At 67.8% G+C, this 15,221-nt stretch carries 9 protein-coding genes and 3 pseudogenes; 7 read left to right on the top strand and 5 right to left on the bottom strand.

Annotation, left to right across the window (positions count from 1 at the left end; translation table 11 throughout):
* Positions 1 to 456: 456 nt before the first annotated feature.
* Positions 457 to 642: pseudogene (locus OG395_RS48455) on the top strand (IS256 family transposase); the annotation flags it as partial.
* 192 nt (positions 643 to 834) lie between these two features.
* On the opposite strand, the gene OG395_RS48450 reads toward OG395_RS48455, so the two are convergent.
* Positions 835 to 1,125, bottom strand: coding sequence for a CPCC family cysteine-rich protein (locus OG395_RS48450; RefSeq protein WP_327248601.1), 291 nt, complete (start codon positions 1,123 to 1,125; stop codon positions 835 to 837).
* An 834-nt stretch (positions 1,126 to 1,959) separates the two neighbouring features.
* Between OG395_RS48450 and OG395_RS48445 the strand changes: the two genes are divergently transcribed.
* From OG395_RS48445 to OG395_RS48435, 3 genes are all read left to right on the top strand, one after another.
* Positions 1,960 to 2,934 (top strand): STAS domain-containing protein, encoded by a 975-nt coding sequence (locus tag OG395_RS48445; RefSeq protein ID WP_327248600.1) that lies wholly within the window; start codon positions 1,960 to 1,962, stop codon positions 2,932 to 2,934.
* Positions 2,935 to 3,182: 248 nt separating this feature from the next.
* On the top strand, positions 3,183 to 3,695 hold the full coding sequence (locus OG395_RS48440) for a DUF5994 family protein (protein WP_327248599.1): 513 nt from the start codon (positions 3,183 to 3,185) through the stop codon (positions 3,693 to 3,695).
* Between the two features lie 139 nt (positions 3,696 to 3,834).
* Positions 3,835 to 5,028 (top strand): PP2C family protein-serine/threonine phosphatase, encoded by a 1,194-nt coding sequence (locus OG395_RS48435; protein ID WP_327249697.1) that lies wholly within the window; start codon positions 3,835 to 3,837, stop codon positions 5,026 to 5,028.
* A 2-nt stretch (positions 5,029 to 5,030) separates the two neighbouring features.
* On the opposite strand, the gene OG395_RS48430 is transcribed toward OG395_RS48435, so the two are convergent.
* Positions 5,031 to 5,513: a DUF5994 family protein gene (locus OG395_RS48430; protein ID WP_327248598.1), complete on the bottom strand. Its 483-nt coding sequence runs from the start codon at positions 5,511 to 5,513 to the stop codon at positions 5,031 to 5,033.
* A 158-nt stretch (positions 5,514 to 5,671) separates the two neighbouring features.
* Here OG395_RS48430 and OG395_RS48425 point away from each other — a divergent pair, with 158 nt between their 5' ends.
* Positions 5,672 to 6,877, top strand: a complete 1,206-nt coding sequence (locus OG395_RS48425; RefSeq protein WP_442818522.1) for an ISAs1 family transposase — start codon at positions 5,672 to 5,674, stop codon at positions 6,875 to 6,877.
* A 1,200-nt stretch (positions 6,878 to 8,077) separates the two neighbouring features.
* On the top strand, positions 8,078 to 9,448 hold the full coding sequence (gene ltrA / locus OG395_RS48420) for a group II intron reverse transcriptase/maturase (RefSeq protein WP_327242293.1): 1,371 nt from the start codon (positions 8,078 to 8,080) through the stop codon (positions 9,446 to 9,448).
* A 508-nt stretch (positions 9,449 to 9,956) separates the two neighbouring features.
* On the opposite strand, the pseudogene OG395_RS48415 reads toward ltrA, so the two are convergent.
* The 3 genes and pseudogenes from OG395_RS48415 to OG395_RS48405 all read right to left on the bottom strand — a co-directional run.
* Positions 9,957 to 11,110 (bottom strand): annotated as a pseudogene (locus OG395_RS48415) (UDP-N-acetylglucosamine--N-acetylmuramyl-(pentapeptide) pyrophosphoryl-undecaprenol N-acetylglucosamine transferase); the annotation flags it as partial.
* Between the two features lie 314 nt (positions 11,111 to 11,424).
* Positions 11,425 to 13,017, bottom strand: a complete 1,593-nt coding sequence (locus tag OG395_RS48410; protein ID WP_327248597.1) for an IS1182 family transposase — start codon at positions 13,015 to 13,017, stop codon at positions 11,425 to 11,427.
* Between the two features lie 340 nt (positions 13,018 to 13,357).
* A pseudogene (locus tag OG395_RS48405) lies at positions 13,358 to 13,439 on the bottom strand (IS5/IS1182 family transposase); the annotation flags it as partial.
* A 162-nt stretch (positions 13,440 to 13,601) separates the two neighbouring features.
* Between OG395_RS48405 and OG395_RS48400 the strand changes: the two are divergent.
* Positions 13,602 to 14,603, top strand: a complete 1,002-nt coding sequence (locus tag OG395_RS48400; RefSeq protein WP_327248596.1) for a serine protease — start codon at positions 13,602 to 13,604, stop codon at positions 14,601 to 14,603.
* The last annotated feature ends 618 nt before the right edge of the window (positions 14,604 to 15,221 follow it).

Here is a 15,221-nt window from a genome sequence, read left to right as displayed (position 1 = left end):
ATCCCTCGGCGGCGTCGGCCACACGCCGGCGGTAGCCGTACCGCGCCCAGCCACGCCCGCCCACCCGGGCTGCGGTCGTAGCAGCTGGCCGTGCGTAGTACGAGAGCGTACTTCGAGGGCCACAGCGGTTCATGCCATAAGTCGACGACCTCGTCTGGGCCGAGGCGCTGCTCTACGTACCCGACAACGCATACAAGCACCTCACCGGCGACGAGTACCGAAGTACGCAATACAGCTACGAGCCGCTGTGCGTGCCGAGAATCACGTCCGTGCAGGTCAAGCGGCATGTTGGTACTCGTGGATCACTCCGCCGAGGCGGTTGCGTCCAGGGAAGTGGCGTACAGGTTTCCACCTAAATCAGGGGTTTGATCCCGTAGTTGAGTGAGAAGCCTGAACGTAAGACGGCCACCGGCTGATCCTTCGAGAACGACCAAGCTCTTGAAGGAGACCAGCACGATGACCGCACCCGGCAGTCTGCCCTTTACCGCGCTGCTGGAGGAGACCCTCGCCTCGGCGAGTCCGGATCTACTGCGTCAGATGGTGAAGCCGTTCGCCGACGCCATGATGTCCGCCGACGTCGACAACGCCTACGGGATCCGCGACGCGCCTGAGGGACTGCCGTCACCTACTGCCGTCAACGCCTCCGCAGCAGCACGCTGCGGGGGCGTTTTGACTGGTGGGCGCGGACGGTTTCGAACCGCCGACATCTGCTTTGTAAGTTCGATCGGGCAACCGTGCTGACGGCTCGCATTCGTGCTCGCCGGGCGATCCGGAATCCAGTACCAGCCGCCGGGATCCGTCGTTGTTTCGCGACGTTGATGTCAGCTGATGATGTCAGGCCGTGGGGTGTTCGTTCGGCTGAGGCTCACGCACGACCTTGGTACATCGCTCTTCGCAAGCTCCCAAAGCGCGGAAGTTCGTTCGTGCCTCCGTGAGGCTCAGCCAGCCGTTGGGACCGCCTCGCACCCGGTCAGCATCGTGTTCATCCTGCCCGTCATCCTCCCAGAAGCACACGGGACAGATCTCGTAGTTGCCACGCTCATCGAGCGTCAGGGAGCCGCAGCAGGGACAGCAGTACGGACAGTCCTCGGCCCTCCCCTGGATGTTGACGAACGGAGTGACCATCACGGCATCCTGCCTCGCCGTGCCGCCGCTCGCGAGCCAATAGGTACGAGCCGCCCAGCCAGCGGAGCTATGAGCTCCTAAAGCGGGTGTCGCAGGTTCGAATCCTGCCGGGGGCACACGATTAAGGGCCAGTTCAGAGGGGTGATCCACTCGAACTGGCCCTTTGCTGTGATCACGACCGTGCCACACCCATGCCACATAGTCCGCTAAGAGTCCACATCACCCCGCTCCTTGCGATCATCGAGCCGAGCCGATCGGCGATCTCACGGTCACAACCGTTGACGAGATAAGCGACGTCACGGGCGCCCACGCCTTGCACGTGCGCAACCTGCCCCTGCTGAAGGGCCAGCGCGTCACAGTCAGCCGCCTCAAAACCTGATCCTTCGGACGCCCTGTCGTCGGGGCAAGTCCGCCCGCGCTGCAGGCCGCCTCACGGGAGGGGCGTTCGGTTAACCACGTCATAGGGGTGGAGGACAACGGTGGAGGTGGCCTTCGCAAGCCGGGCCCGGCGCGAACGCATGCGCACTCGCCGCAGAGCCCGGGCCGTGGGGACGGCCCGTGAGGTGATGCGGCCCCTACCGTGCCGCGCGCCCGTCGACGCAGCCGCTTCCGGTTGCGGCCGACGTACGGTTGAAGTACCGAGGGCATCACGCACTCCGGCTGCCACGTCGGGTCGTCCTCGGCGAGAGACGAATCCGGGCCGCCCCAGTGGTCGGCGTGGAGACGGGTCGGCATCATGTCCGCCGCGGTCGAAGCAACTCCGCGCAAGCTCATCGTGGCTGGGGCCGCGCTGAGCACCCGCGCGGGTCCGCACCCCCGCCAAGGGGAGGCGTGATGGCCCTTTCCCGGCTGGACATCCATCGGCGGAACCGAGGGGAGCGGACGCTCGTCACGATCGCCGGTGACATCGGACCGGCCACGACGCCGTTGCTGCGGGCCGCAGTGGAACAGTGTCTGCTGGACGGTGTCACCGTGATCGACATCGACCTGACCACGGTCGGCTCCTGCGACGCCAGGGGCTTGGACGTCCTCCTGTCGGCATCACGGCGCGCCGGCCGGGTCCACGCCTGCCTGCGGCTGCACCATCCGTGCGCGCAGATCACCCGGCTCCTCGATGCCACCGGATCCACTTCGCTGCTCCTTACGGCCCCCGTGAGTCCCGTGCCGCCCGCCGCGCCCGGCGACCTCATGAGTACCGGGACGCGGGCGCCCGAGGACCCCGTTCGTCGGCCGGATCACCCGGTCCTCAAGGACGGAATCCGCCTTCGCCGGCTGACCCGCTGGCAGGCCGAAGACATGCGCGAGGACATCGCGGACATGGCTGCGGAGTCCGTCGCGGGCACCGCCGGCGAGGCGTACCACGACCGCGGAGACTTCCTGCACCGCCTGGCGGTCACTGCCCACCGCCCCGGCTTCGCCCTGCTGGTCGCAGAGACGACGGTACTGGTCGGTTGCGCCTTCGGTTTCCCGGTGGGCCCTGACGGCTCCGGCCGCCGGGGGTACGACGGAACGCTCCAGGAGATCATCCAGCGGCTCACCTCCCGCGCACGGTTCGTCGTCCTCACCCAGGTCGTGGCCCATCCGCACGCTCAGCACCGCGGTATCGCCCGCCGCCTGCAACAGCATCTGCTCACAGACCTGCGCTCCTCCCTCGGGGTCACCCTGCTGCATCCTGCCGACCAGGCAGGACAAGCCGCCTTCTCGTCCTGGGGCTGGCAGAACATGGGTGAGGTCATGGGGCTGCCCGGCCCCGTCGCCCCCTGCGTGTTGACCCTGTCTGTCGAAGGGCTGCCCTTGGCACGCCGATGATTGGCAGAGGGACGATGAGCCGACGGTCGTACCGGCCGGGGCGGTCACGCCCCCGTCGTTCGCCGTACGGACGTGTCTCCACGCGATGGCTGTCTGCCTCTCCGCGATGGCTGCGCACCACGCCGCCCGCCACGCCCGGGCGTAGCCTGACAGGTACCGAGGGCTTTCGGGCGCACGACCACGGCGGCGCCGTTCCCGGCGAGTGACAGACACGGGCGGGCGGAAGCCGCCCGGAACGGGATCGCACGATGAACGCCATCACAGAGCCCGCCGAAGGTACGGCACCAGATGAAGGCCGCTCCTACCGGATGCCCTTGCCCCGGCTGCGCCTCACGCCGGGCGTCAGCCATGGCCCGCTGGACGGCGCGTGGTGGCCGCGCTGCGACGCACTGGAACTGGAGCTGCCCACGCTGGTCAGCTCCTTGGATCCGAGCGTCGGCACCGTCACCCACGTCACCGTGGGGACCGCTGCCTGGCCCGATGCCCCGCAGGAGGTGATGGCGCCCGGCCATGTGATCGAGGTGGTCCTGACCGATCTTGCCGCCGAGGCGCATGCCATCACCGTGGACTGCGGCACCGTGGGACGCTGGGAACTGTTGGTGATCCCCCCGGACGAGCCGGCCGGAGCCGCCACCCGGCTGCTGACGGCCGCCGCCGACCCCGGGAACCCACTGTCGGCTCCGCGCCTGCTGGCACTCGCCGAGAGCGGCCTCGACGGACAGGACACATGGGAGTCGGAAGGAGGGTCCGGACTCAGGTGAGAGGCCCGATCCGGACGGGCCCGGGTGACCGGGCCAGTCCCTGGGCGTCAACGACCCCTCGACGGAGCGATGAGACTGGCAGACCCTGCGCCGTCCCCGCCCGCCGCTCCGATCGACTCGGATCATGGCGGGTGAGGGGATGACGGCCGGACAGCGCGCGGACCGTTCCGAGAGCTTCGGGGAAGCTCTGCTGGGAGAGGTCCTCGATCGCGCGCATGAACTGCCGCCCCATCTCATCGGGCCATTGCTCGCTGACGTGGTGGAGCGGCTCGGGGGCCGCCGGCCGCAGGTGCTGCTGCAGGACTACGGCCAACTGCTGCTCGTACCCCTGCCCGGCGACGGCCTCACGGACGGGGAACCCCAGGTGATCGACGACTCCGAGGCGGGCCGCTGCTTTCTCGACGCTCACCCCGTCGAGCTGCCCGAGGACGACGGCGTGCGAATCCTCCTGCCGCTGCTGGACGGCGGCGATCAGGTCGGGGTCATGGCAGTGACGTTGGACAGCGTCGATGAACACGACCGCCGCATACTGCGCAGCGTCGCCGGCCTGGTGGCCGACCTACTGGTGACCAAGCACGGCTACTCCGACCTTTTCTTCGGTGTCCGACGCGGTGAACCGATGAGCGTCGCCGCCGAGAACCAGTGGGCCCTGCTGCCACCGCTGGCGATGATCATGTCTCGGGTTGCCGTGGCCGGGATCCTGGAACCCGCCTATGACGTAGCGGGTGACAGCTTCGACTACGCCCTCAACGAAGACGTCCTCCACGTGGCCATGATCGACGCGATGGGACACGGCCTGGACGCGGCCACGATGGCGACCGTGGCCATGGGCGCCTACCGCCACGCCCGCCGCGCTGGCACCGGACTGCCGGAGATCTACGCCTTCATGGACCGCGCAGTGGCGGACCAGTTCGGCCCCGAGCACTTCGTCACCGCGCAGATGCTGCAGCTGGACACCACGACAGGGCATCTTCAGTGGGTCAACGCCGGGCACCCGTCACCGATGCTCGTCCGTGATCACCGCGTCACACTCCGGCTGACCGGTCCGACGACCCTCCCTGTCGGCCTCGGCGGTCCGGAGCCGCAGACGAGCGAGATGAAGCTGGAGCCGGGGGACCGCCTCCTCTGCTTCACCGACGGACTGATCGAGGAGCACGAGACCGGGGAGGAGGAGTTCGGGGAGAACCAGGTGATCGACTGGGTGAACCAGTTGGAGAGAACCGGCCGCGGAATCCGGGCGATGGCGCGCTCCCTGTCCCACACGCTCAAGCGGGCGCGGGGCGGACACACCACGGATGACGCGACGCTGCTCCTGGTGGAGTGGCGCGGCTGACCTCACTCCGGCGGCACCTGCGCGCTTCGGGTGTCGATGAGTATCTGATTCGCCTGGGTCACGTTGTCGGCCCGGACGGCCTGGGCCATCGCGGCGCGGGCGGCCTCGGGTGCTGTGTCCGGCGGAACCACCAGCAGCGAGAAGATGTCCTGGTCGCCTCGGGTGATCAGTACGGTGTCGTCGCCCAGCGGAAAGGAGTCGATGTGCACCACCCGCTCGTCGACGACGACCCGCGTCGGGAGCCCTTCCCAGGCCGTGGTGTCCAGTCCGACGCGCGTGAGGGGGCCGAGGTGGCCGGTGAGGGCGCTCAGCAGCACGGGCAGCTCGGCAGCTATGTCGCGTGACCGCGGCCACCACGCACCGTCGAGGACACCTTCGCGCGACTCCGTGGTCTCCAGCCGGAGCAACGCACACCCCGGCTGCACGGCCTCGTGAACGCCACTGGGCAGATGCCGGGAAACAGGCCGTGCATCGGAGCCGGTCATTGAGCAGGGGCATTGCGTGATTGGGATTGGTCCGGTTCGCCGGTCTCGTGAGTGACGTGGCGTCATGTCCGTTGTGGGGCAAGGGGCCCGGGAGAGCAGAGCAGGCACGGTGCTGGTGATCATGTGGTTGTCGAGACCCATGAGAACCGAGCGAGACCGTGCCTGCCCGAACATCATCGCCCATCCCTTCCGCACTGGAGCAACTGGGCTCCCCGACTGATCCCCTCACCTCAAGCGATGTCGCTGACCTGCGGCGATTCCTGATCCTGGTTACCGATCCCCGCGATGCGCGAGGACTGCGATATCCGGCCCTCGCGTTGCTGTGCGCAGCCGTCTCGGCGGTGCTGACCGGCGCTCGCTCGCTCATCGCGATCAGCGAGTGGATCACGGATGCCCCGCAACATGTGCTGGGCGTCCTCGGCTTCGCTGCCGATCCACTTACCGGTCTGCGGCCGGTGCCGCACGCCGCAACCGTGCGCCGCCTGCTGCAGCGTGTGGACGGTGACGCGCTGGACGCGGCGATCAGCGCGTATCTGCAGGCCAGAACGCCGCCCCCGGTCGAGCCGGAGGCGGAGAAACGGCCGGTGCGACGGGTGATCGCGGTCGACGGCAAGGTGGTCCGCGGATCGCGAACCGCAACGGCCGCGGCGATCCAGCTGCTGGCGGCGATGGACCACCACGGCGTGGTCCTGGCCCAGCGGCAGGTCGCTTCCAAGAGCAACGAGATCCCCTCCTTCGCGCCGTTGCTGGACGGTCTCGAGCTGGAGAACACGGTGGTGACCGCCGACGCCCTGCACACCCAGCACGACCACGGGGCCTATCTGACCAGTCGCGGCGCGCACTACGTGGCCGTCGTGAAGAAGAACCATCCGGGCCTGTACGCCCAGGTCAGGAAGCTGCCCTGGCGGGACATCCCGCTCGGGCACCGCGCTCGCGACCACGCCCACCACCGCGACGAGATCCGCCGGCTCAAGGTCGCCGCGTTCAGCCACCTCGACTACCCCGGCGCCCGCCAGGCGATCCAAGTCGTACGGTGGCGACGCGACTTGAGCACCAGGAAGCTGACCATCGAGCGCGTCTACCTGATCACCAGCCTGAGCGTCTTCGACGCCACCTGCACCGAGCTCGCCACCTGGATCAGAGGCCACTGGGGTATCGAGAACCTCCTGCACCACGTGCGGGACCGCACGTTCCGCGAGGACGACTCCAAGGTCCGCACCGGCACCCTGCCCCGCGCCATGGCCTCCCTGCGCAACCTCGCCATCAGCGTCTTCCGCCAGGACGGCCAGACCAACATCGCCGCCGCCCTCCGCCACACCGGCCGCGACTACCACCGGCCCCTACGAGCCCTCGGTCTCACGTGACGAACCCAGACAGATCTCGATCATGCAATGACCCTGGGTCATTGAGGATCACCCGTCTTTGTGAATCGGGGCGATCACGGGACTCGCCTCGCCTTTTACACGCTACTCCTCGTGCCACGGGCGCCGATTTTCCAGATTCGCCCTGCCCTTGGCAGCCAGCCGGCCAGAACAGCCCAACCGGGCCCTCCTTATGGGCCATGTGTGGGCCAGCGGGCCCCATTGGGGGCCTGAAGCAGGCTTGAGCGCAGGTCAGCGTCTTGCGCTTTCCCTGTCCATGGCGGTCTTGAAAACCGTCGTGGCGAGAGTCACCGTGGGTTCAAATCCCACACCCACCGCGCAGGTGAACGGCCCCTGATCAGGTAAATCGGTCAGGGGCCGTTCTCATTGGCGCTGTCCGTCAGTCACCGTGATTCCCCCTCAGTCCCCGGCCGATCGGGCACGGCAGGGGCACGGTCACTTACCAGCCCTTGCCGAAGAGTGGCGACGACGCTCGAAATGAGCGCCAAGATCCCACCCAAGGAGGCCAAGGCAGTTGTGGCGTTAGGAAAGAGGTCCCTCGCGAGGAGGCGCCACCGTTCGCGCACGACCACCATCTTCATTTTCTGCCACTGTGCGTCCAGAAGCCTGGAGGTTGATCGTGTTAGGTGATTGATCGTCAGTCGTAAGCTCGTCGTCGCTTGCCGGTGCGAGTCCGGTCCGGGTAGCTGCCAGGAGGCCCGGTAGCAGGCTGGCGGCATCAGGGGGAAACGCCTGGTGTCGAAGCCCAGCGTCGAAAGCCCTGTGAGGGGAAGCAAACGGACGGTCCGTAGCATCAAGCGAAGCCTGCCGCGTCGTGAAGATCCCCGTGAGAGCGGGGGAAAGGGAGAGTCGAGCCCGGAGTGTCGGGGCGAAGGCCATGGAAGCGGTGAAGACCCTGGAAGGCAGCCGCGAAGAACTCCCCGGCGTAAGGGGCGCGGAACGTTCGGATAGTGACGGCGGGAACTGGAGAGGCCCTCTCCGCCCCGGTGACGTGCGGCTTGATGTCACCGGAAGCACCGTCTTCTATAACCGGTGACCCCGGGAAGTGAAGACGAGGCGGATGGGTGTCGGAGGCGGCCGTAGTACTGCTTGACCCGGACGGACAACATAACCGCCGGGGAGGGAAGGGCCGCTACTTCGTTGACGCGTGATGCTGAGTGGAGGGGCTCGATGAGTGCCGACGTGGCTAGTCCCATCGCCGGAGGACGTTCTCCCCTGGATCCGGTCCGTGCCTTGCAGCATGCGCTCTACCGGGCGGCCAAGGCCGATCCAGGACGACGGTTTCACGCGCTCATGGACAAGGTCTGGCGCACAGACGTCCTTGCGCGCGCGTGGGTGACGGTGCGCCAGAACGAGGGCGCGCCGGGGATCGACCAGGTCACCTTGCCCGATGTCGAGGAGTACGGGGTCGATCGGCTCCTCGGTGAGCTGGCCATGGAACTGCGGGAGGGCCGTTACCGGCCTCTCCCGGCGCGCCGGGTGTTCATTCCCAAGCCCGGCCAGCCGGGGGAGTCGAGGCCGCTTTCGATTCCCGCTGTCCGTGATCGGATCGTGCAGGCCGCGCTGAAGATTGTGCTGGAGCCGGTGTTCGAGGCGGATTTCCTTCCGTGCTCGTTCGGGTTCCGGCCCAGGCGGGGCGCGCATGATGCCCTCCAGGTGCTGATCGATGAGTCCTGGAGGGGCTGCGGGTGGCTGGTGGAGACGGATATCGCCAACTGTTTCGAGGCGATTCCGCACATCGAGTTGATCAAAGCGGTGGAGGAGAGGGTGTGTGACCAGTCCGTGCTTACGCTCCTGCGGGTGATCCTGCGCGCCGGGGTGTCGGAGAACGGGGTGGTGCGCAAAGCGGACAGGGGGGCTGCCCAGGGTGGGGTGGTTTCTCCGTTGCTCTGCAACGTCTATCTGCATCGGATCGATCGGGCCTGGGACGTGCGTAAGCACGGTGAGCTGGTCCGGTACGCCGACGATGCGGTGGTGATGTGTCGTTCCCGTGGGCAGGCCCGGGCCGCTCTTGAGCGGTTGACGGCTCTGCTGGCCGGCCTCGGCTTGGAGCCGAAGGCGGCCAAGACCCGGATTGTGCACCTGGCGGTGGGTGGGGAAGGCGTGGACTTCCTCGGTTTCCACCACCGGTTGGTGCTCGCGCCGGGACGGGGCGGCAGGGCGCCGTTTCCCTTCCTTGCCCGCTGGCCTGCGGACAAGGCCATGCGGCATGCCCGGGATCGGATTCGGGAGATCACCGACCGGTCCCGGCTGTTGCTGCCCGTTGAGGTGGTGGTGGCGGAGTTGAACCGGTTCCTGACCGGCTGGGCCGGGTACTTCAGGTTCGGCAACTCCGCCGATCGCTTCGCGGTGATCAGGGAGTTCACGCGGATGCGGATGGTGCTGTTCGTTGCGAAGAAGCACAAACGCTCCCGTGGCTTCGGGCGGTGGGTGGTGTCCTACGCCTCCCCGGACCATCTGGGCCTGGTCGGTCTTGCCGGGAACGTCGTCGCCCCCAGACCCTTTCGGGACTGGCGGGGGAAGCCGAATGCCGCCGGTGAACAGCGTCGGTGAGCCGGGTGCGGGAGAACCGCATGCCCGGATCGAGGTGGCGGGGGCTGGAAACGGAGCGAGGAAGCAGGTCACGGCCACTGGGGTGGCACAGCCGACCGGGAAACCGGCGGAAGAAAGGCCCCAGGTCCTACCGCCCGCTGAAGCAACCGCGCCAGTCCCCGACCCTACTATGTTGACGCAAGTGGCAGCCCATCATGACGCCCTTGCTGTTGTTCCTGCATGCTCCGTCTCGCCCTACGGCGCCGCACCACGCCGGAGCCTGGAAGAAGAAATAGACGGTACTGAGAACAGACAGTGCCAACAGCACGCTTGGCCCGAAATCGCTGGTCAACCACCCTACGAGCAGAGTGGCGAAGGCAATCCAACCCCAGTATTTCCCTATGCCCTTCATGGAGCCGCAAGTTACCCAAATGATCGGACGTGCCCATAGGGCGCACGCAGAGCGCGACACGGCGCACCTGGGGCGCATGATCTTGAGTCTGAGCGTGAGGGTTGCCGCCCACCCCTCCAGGCGGTTGGCGGCATCCGGCCGACCGTGTGACCGGGCGCGAGCCGCGATGTCGGCGCGGCGAGCGGGATCAGCCAGCAGCGGCGCAACCGCGTCACGCAGGGTGTCGGGCGACGCCTGGCCGAGCAGGGCCACCGCCGCGCCGGAGTCCTGAAGGTGACGCGCGTTGTGCTCCTGCTCGTTGCCCGCCGAAGTCGCGAGCGGGACGAGTACCGCGGCCTTGCCCAGTGCGGTCAGTTCCGCGATCGTGCCTGCCCCGCTGCGAGAGATCACCACGTCCGCGAGGGCCAGGACGTCGGGCAGCTCCGGCCCGACGAAGCCCATGACCGCGTAGCGGTCCGTCAGGTCACGGGCCAGGGCCGCGGCCTGCTCGCGCAGCCCGGCCTCGTGCGCAGGGCCGCACTGGTGGATCACATTGGCCTGGGCCGGCAGCCACGGCAGGCTCTCGCCCACCAGGCGGTTGATCTGCTGGGATCCCTGTGCGCCGCCCGTGACGTACACGGTCGGGCGGGCGCGGTCGAACCGCCTCAGGTCGAGGGCTTCGATGGCCTTGTCGGCGTGGCCGGACAACACCTCGGGGCGCACCGGGTTGCCGGTGACGACCGCTGTCGCACGGGCGCCGTCCGGCAGGTATTGGAGCGAGGACTCCGAGGACACGGCGAAGCGCGTCGCGGCACGGGCGAGCGCCCGGTTGGCCAGGCCGAGGCGGACGGTCTGTTCGTGGACGACGAGCGGCCGGCGGCACATCCGCGCGGCCAGGCCCACCGGCACAGCCACGTAGCCGCCAGTGGCCAGCACGACATCGGGGCGGGCGTCGGAGACGATCGTGCGAGCCTGCGCCACGCCCAGCGGCACACGTCCCATGTCCCGCACATTGGCAGGCGAGACCAGCTTCAACGGATTGCTGCTACGCCGTACCTTGCCAGTCGCCACCGTGACAAACGGGATGTGCTCAGCAGCCGCGACACAGGCTTCCAGGCCTTCCGCTGTGCCGACCCACAGGACATCCAGCGCTCTGCCGGCAGGGCGAGCCTGGCCTGCAGGGTTCGAACCGCTGTGAGGGCGGGATAGGTGTGGCCACCCGTTCCACCACCCGTGACAACGAGTCGGAATGCTCGCTCCGGAAGTCGGCTGACGGCATCGTCACTGCTCACAGAAGGGGGCTCCCAATCTGGCGACGCAGGAGGTCAATCCGCGTCCGGCGGTGGCGGAACATTGCGGACGATAGCAGGCATGAGGGCGGCGCCACCCGTTCCGTGATGATCCGTCAGCATTGTGCTATGGGACTCACGGAACGGGCGGTTGATTCTCTGCAAGCCTTTAGCCAATAAGTTCGTGTGCGAACTCCTGGTGAAGGCGCACGGTTAGTTCTTGAGCCCGCTGGTAACGATCAGCAACTTCATCTAGAAGACTGCTGAAAATCTTGTTGAGGGGCTGTTCGGCCGTAGGCCGGGCGGCCCCTTCTTCGTCATGGGGTGGCCGGGGCGAGGTGCCAGGTGGTGTTGGTGCGGGTGAGTCCGAGGTTGATCAGTCGGCGGAGGTTGAGGGCGGCGGCGCGGTGGTGGAGTGCGATGTTGTTGGCGATGACGCCTCGGTAGCGGACTCTGCGGTTGCCGTGGGCGACGAGCCAGGCGATGGCGCGTTCGACCGGGGGCCGCCATCGGCGGTATTCGTCCTGCCAGGCGGTGTCGGTGGCGGCCTGGACGCGGGCTGCGGTCAGCAGTTCGTGCTGAGGGTGGACGTTGATAACCCGTCCGGTCTTGGAGGTTGTGCAGCGTTCCCGCAGTGGGCAGCCGGTGCACAGCCGTTTGAACTGGGCGGTGCGGCCCCCGTCGGCCTTGGTGCGGCCCAGGTTCGCGGTCTGTCCGGCCGGGCAGGTCACGGTGGCGGCGTCGGTGTCGACGTGGAAGTCGTCGATGGTGAAGCCTCCGGGGACGGCCTGCCGCAACGGCGGCGGCTTGACCACCAGGACGTGGCCCTGGGCGGTCAGTTGTTCACGCAGGTCGCCGGTGCCGTAGGCGGAATCGCCGAGCACGGTCAGCGTCTCGCCCTCGCTGTGGTCTTCGTCGGCCAGCAGGTCCAGCGCGACGGCGGCCTCGTGGTTGTCCGGCCCGTAGCCGCTGGTTAACGCGACGGCAGTGAACAGTCCGGCCTCTGGCTCGAAGGACACGTGTCCTTTGAAGCCCTCCTGGTGGCGGGTTCGGTTCTTGTGGATGTGCCGGGCATCGGGGTCGACGGTGGACACCGTCCGGTCGGGCACGGTGCGCCTGGCGATACGCCAGCGTCCGTCGCGGCCGTCGGAGTCCTCGGCCGGCTCCACGTCCTGGCCTGCGACGAGAGCGAGAAGGCCCACCGCGTTCGCGGCCCGCTCGCCCAGCTCACGCTCGGGCAGACGGCCGAGCATGTTGAGCGCGTCGGTCACCAGGGCGTCGACCAGCGCCTCGCGGGCGGCTTCGTCATTCCAGGCGATCCTGGGTTTGCCGGGGTCGGTGTAGTCGTGAGCAGTACACCACCGGCCGGCGACCTCGCCGGCGCCGGGGACCTCACGGATCACGCGGCGGATCGCGGCCACGATCTGGGTGACGGTGTCCTGAGTGGCCACCGCATCGTCCAGGACGGTGGAGTCCAGCGCCCGGCGCTGCTTTCCTCTGAGGACACCGGTGGCAGTCACCACCTCTTTGACCTTGGTGAAAATCCGCGTCGGGTCGGCCGAGCGGGCGAGCCGGCGCCGGAAATAGGTCAGCAGCGAGGGATCGAAGGCGGTGTCGTACAGGCCCAGCCCGCAGGCGGCCTTCCAGCGCAGGTCACATCGCAGTTCCTGGACTGTCTCGAAGTCCGACAGCCCCTGCAGGCTCTGCAGTACCACCGTCGCGGCCAGCACCTGCGGCGGCAACGACGGCCGTCCGTTGGCCGACGGATACATGTCCGCGAAGAACTCCGGCGGGAACAGCACCTCACGATGCTCGGCCAGGAAAGCGAACACACTCCCTGCCGGGATCAACTCCCGGCAGGTCTCCCACACATCCGGCCCGACCATCTCCCCGGCCCATTCCCCCTGCATGCTCACAAGACTGGCCCCGGACCTGCCGGTCCGGGGCCAGAACGCAAAAGATTTTCAGCAGTCTTCTAGCCCAACTTCGCGAGCCGAATTAACCGCATCGTCCAGCATTTCCATCAGGAGGGTGTATAGCGGAACGCCCGATCCCATGATGCAAGTTCCCCGAGCACAGCGTCCTGGACCTCACCCTGGAGGGTCTCGGGTGCGAGGGCCGCATCACCTGGAAGCAGATCCACCGGGCCCGCCCGCGCGTGCCACTGACCTGCCCCGAGTGCGGGTGGGGACTGTGCTCCAAAGTCTCGCCGCACGGCGCCCGCCCAGTGCCAGGGCGTCACCGTGCTCAGCACCGGGCGGGCAGCAGCCACCACCAGTCGCGTGTCTGCGTCCACGATGACCTGCACGTTCGCCGAGAACCGGTAGTTGCGAAGTCCTTTGCCGGGCAGCCACACTCCGGACCTCGGGTTTTCCCCAGTACGGAGGGGAAGAGGGCCATACCATCGACTGGCCTGTTTCCCGGATGGTCTGGCAGGAATCAAAACAGCGAGGCTGAATGCGCACGGATCCACCGAACAAAAAAGGAACCCTCTGTGTACAGCTTCAAGCTACTGCGCCGCCGTACCGCCCGAACCGCTGCCGTCGGCGTTCTCGCAGCTGCGGCCTGCGCCACTGTCATGGCCGGCAGCGCCGGAGCCATCGTCAACGGATCGGACTCCACCGAGCACTACCCGTTCATGGCGACCGTCCCCGAGTCGGCCCCCACACTCGGTCTGAACGACGGGACCTGCGGGGCGTCGCTGATCGATAAGCAGTGGGTACTGACGGCGGCCCACTGCGTGAAGGGTGACGGCCTGGAGCTGGACGGCATCGTGCGCGTCGGCAGCGACCACCGCAAGTCCGGCGGCATTGTCCGAAAGATCGACCGGATCTTCGTCCACCCCGGCTATGTGAACGGCGAGGGCAAGGCCGCCAACAACAACGACCTCGCGCTGATACGCCTGGACCGCCCGGTCGCCCAGCACCCCATCAAGATCGCCGAGCATGTAGGGCGCCCTGGCACGCCGACCCGGCTCCTGGGCTTCGGCACCACCATCGACACCGACCTCAAGTTCCCGGACCGGCTGCAGGAGCTGAACACCCGCAGGGGCGCTGAGTCCGAGTGCGCGCCGGGCTACGCGGGCCCGACCCGGCTGTGCACCATCACCACCGTGCCCAAGGCCATGGCGTGCTTCGGGGACTCCGGCGGCCCGCAGGTCCAGAAGGGCCGGAATGGCCGCTGGGAGCTGATCGGCGTCACCTCGGGGCCCGGCGCCCCGAAGGTGCCGTGCTCGGAGGGTCCTGGCCTCTACACCAACGCGCCCGCCTACGCGGGCTGGATCAACAAGACCATGAAGACCAACCACGCCGTGAAGAACCACCACGCCCTGAAGACCAACAGCGCCCTGTCGACTGTGGCCATGGGCTCCGACCTTGCCGAGACCGGTACGAACGACAACACCGCGGCAATCGCCGGTATGGCCGCCGCGCTGGTCGTCGCCGGTGGCGGCACCGCCGTCGCAGTACGCCGCCGCAAGACCCGCAGCGCCGCCTAAGCGAAACCGCCGCAGCCCAAAAGCGGCCCCCTGACCAGGGGGCCGCTGCCCATTGCCGCGTCCTGCCCACCCTTGTAAGCACTTGAGTGGCCCCACGGTACGGACGAGTTTTAGGGTCTGCCATGAACGCGCACTGTCACGTCGGCTGGCGCGTGGGATGATCTTGGGGTTGGCCGTGCGGTGAGGGGGTCACCGACGCCCAGCCACGCGCAGCAGTTCCTCTCAGCGTTCAGCGGCATCTCACCCCCACTTCCGACCCCAACGTCACCGCCTGACCGCAGCCCGGTACCGCACCGGGATGACCGAACGCTTCACCACCTGGAAGCAGGTCACCGGCACGGCCGCGCCGGTCTGACAACGGCCATCCGCCGGGGCGGCATGAGGCGATACCTGCCCTGAGTGCCTGCGCGTTGGCCTGGTTCCGGCTCGCGGTCGTAATGCTTCGCTCTTGGACCGACGCGGAGCCGTAGACCTCCTTGTTGGCCGACCCCTCGCAACCGGTCCAGTCCCTTTCACCGGCCTTCGGGTCCGGCGGAGCTCCCAACGCCTTGTCGTAGGCGGCCTTCTGCTCGGGAGTGAGCGTGGCGACGTAGTCAGCGTTGGGCGAGTGGTTCGCGT

The organism is Streptomyces sp. NBC_01320 (genome assembly GCF_035974375.1).
Lineage (GTDB): Bacteria > Actinomycetota > Actinomycetes > Streptomycetales > Streptomycetaceae > Streptomyces > Streptomyces yanii.
The sequence above is the reverse complement of the archived record's forward strand: the minus strand, read 5'-3'. Positions and strand labels throughout refer to the sequence as shown.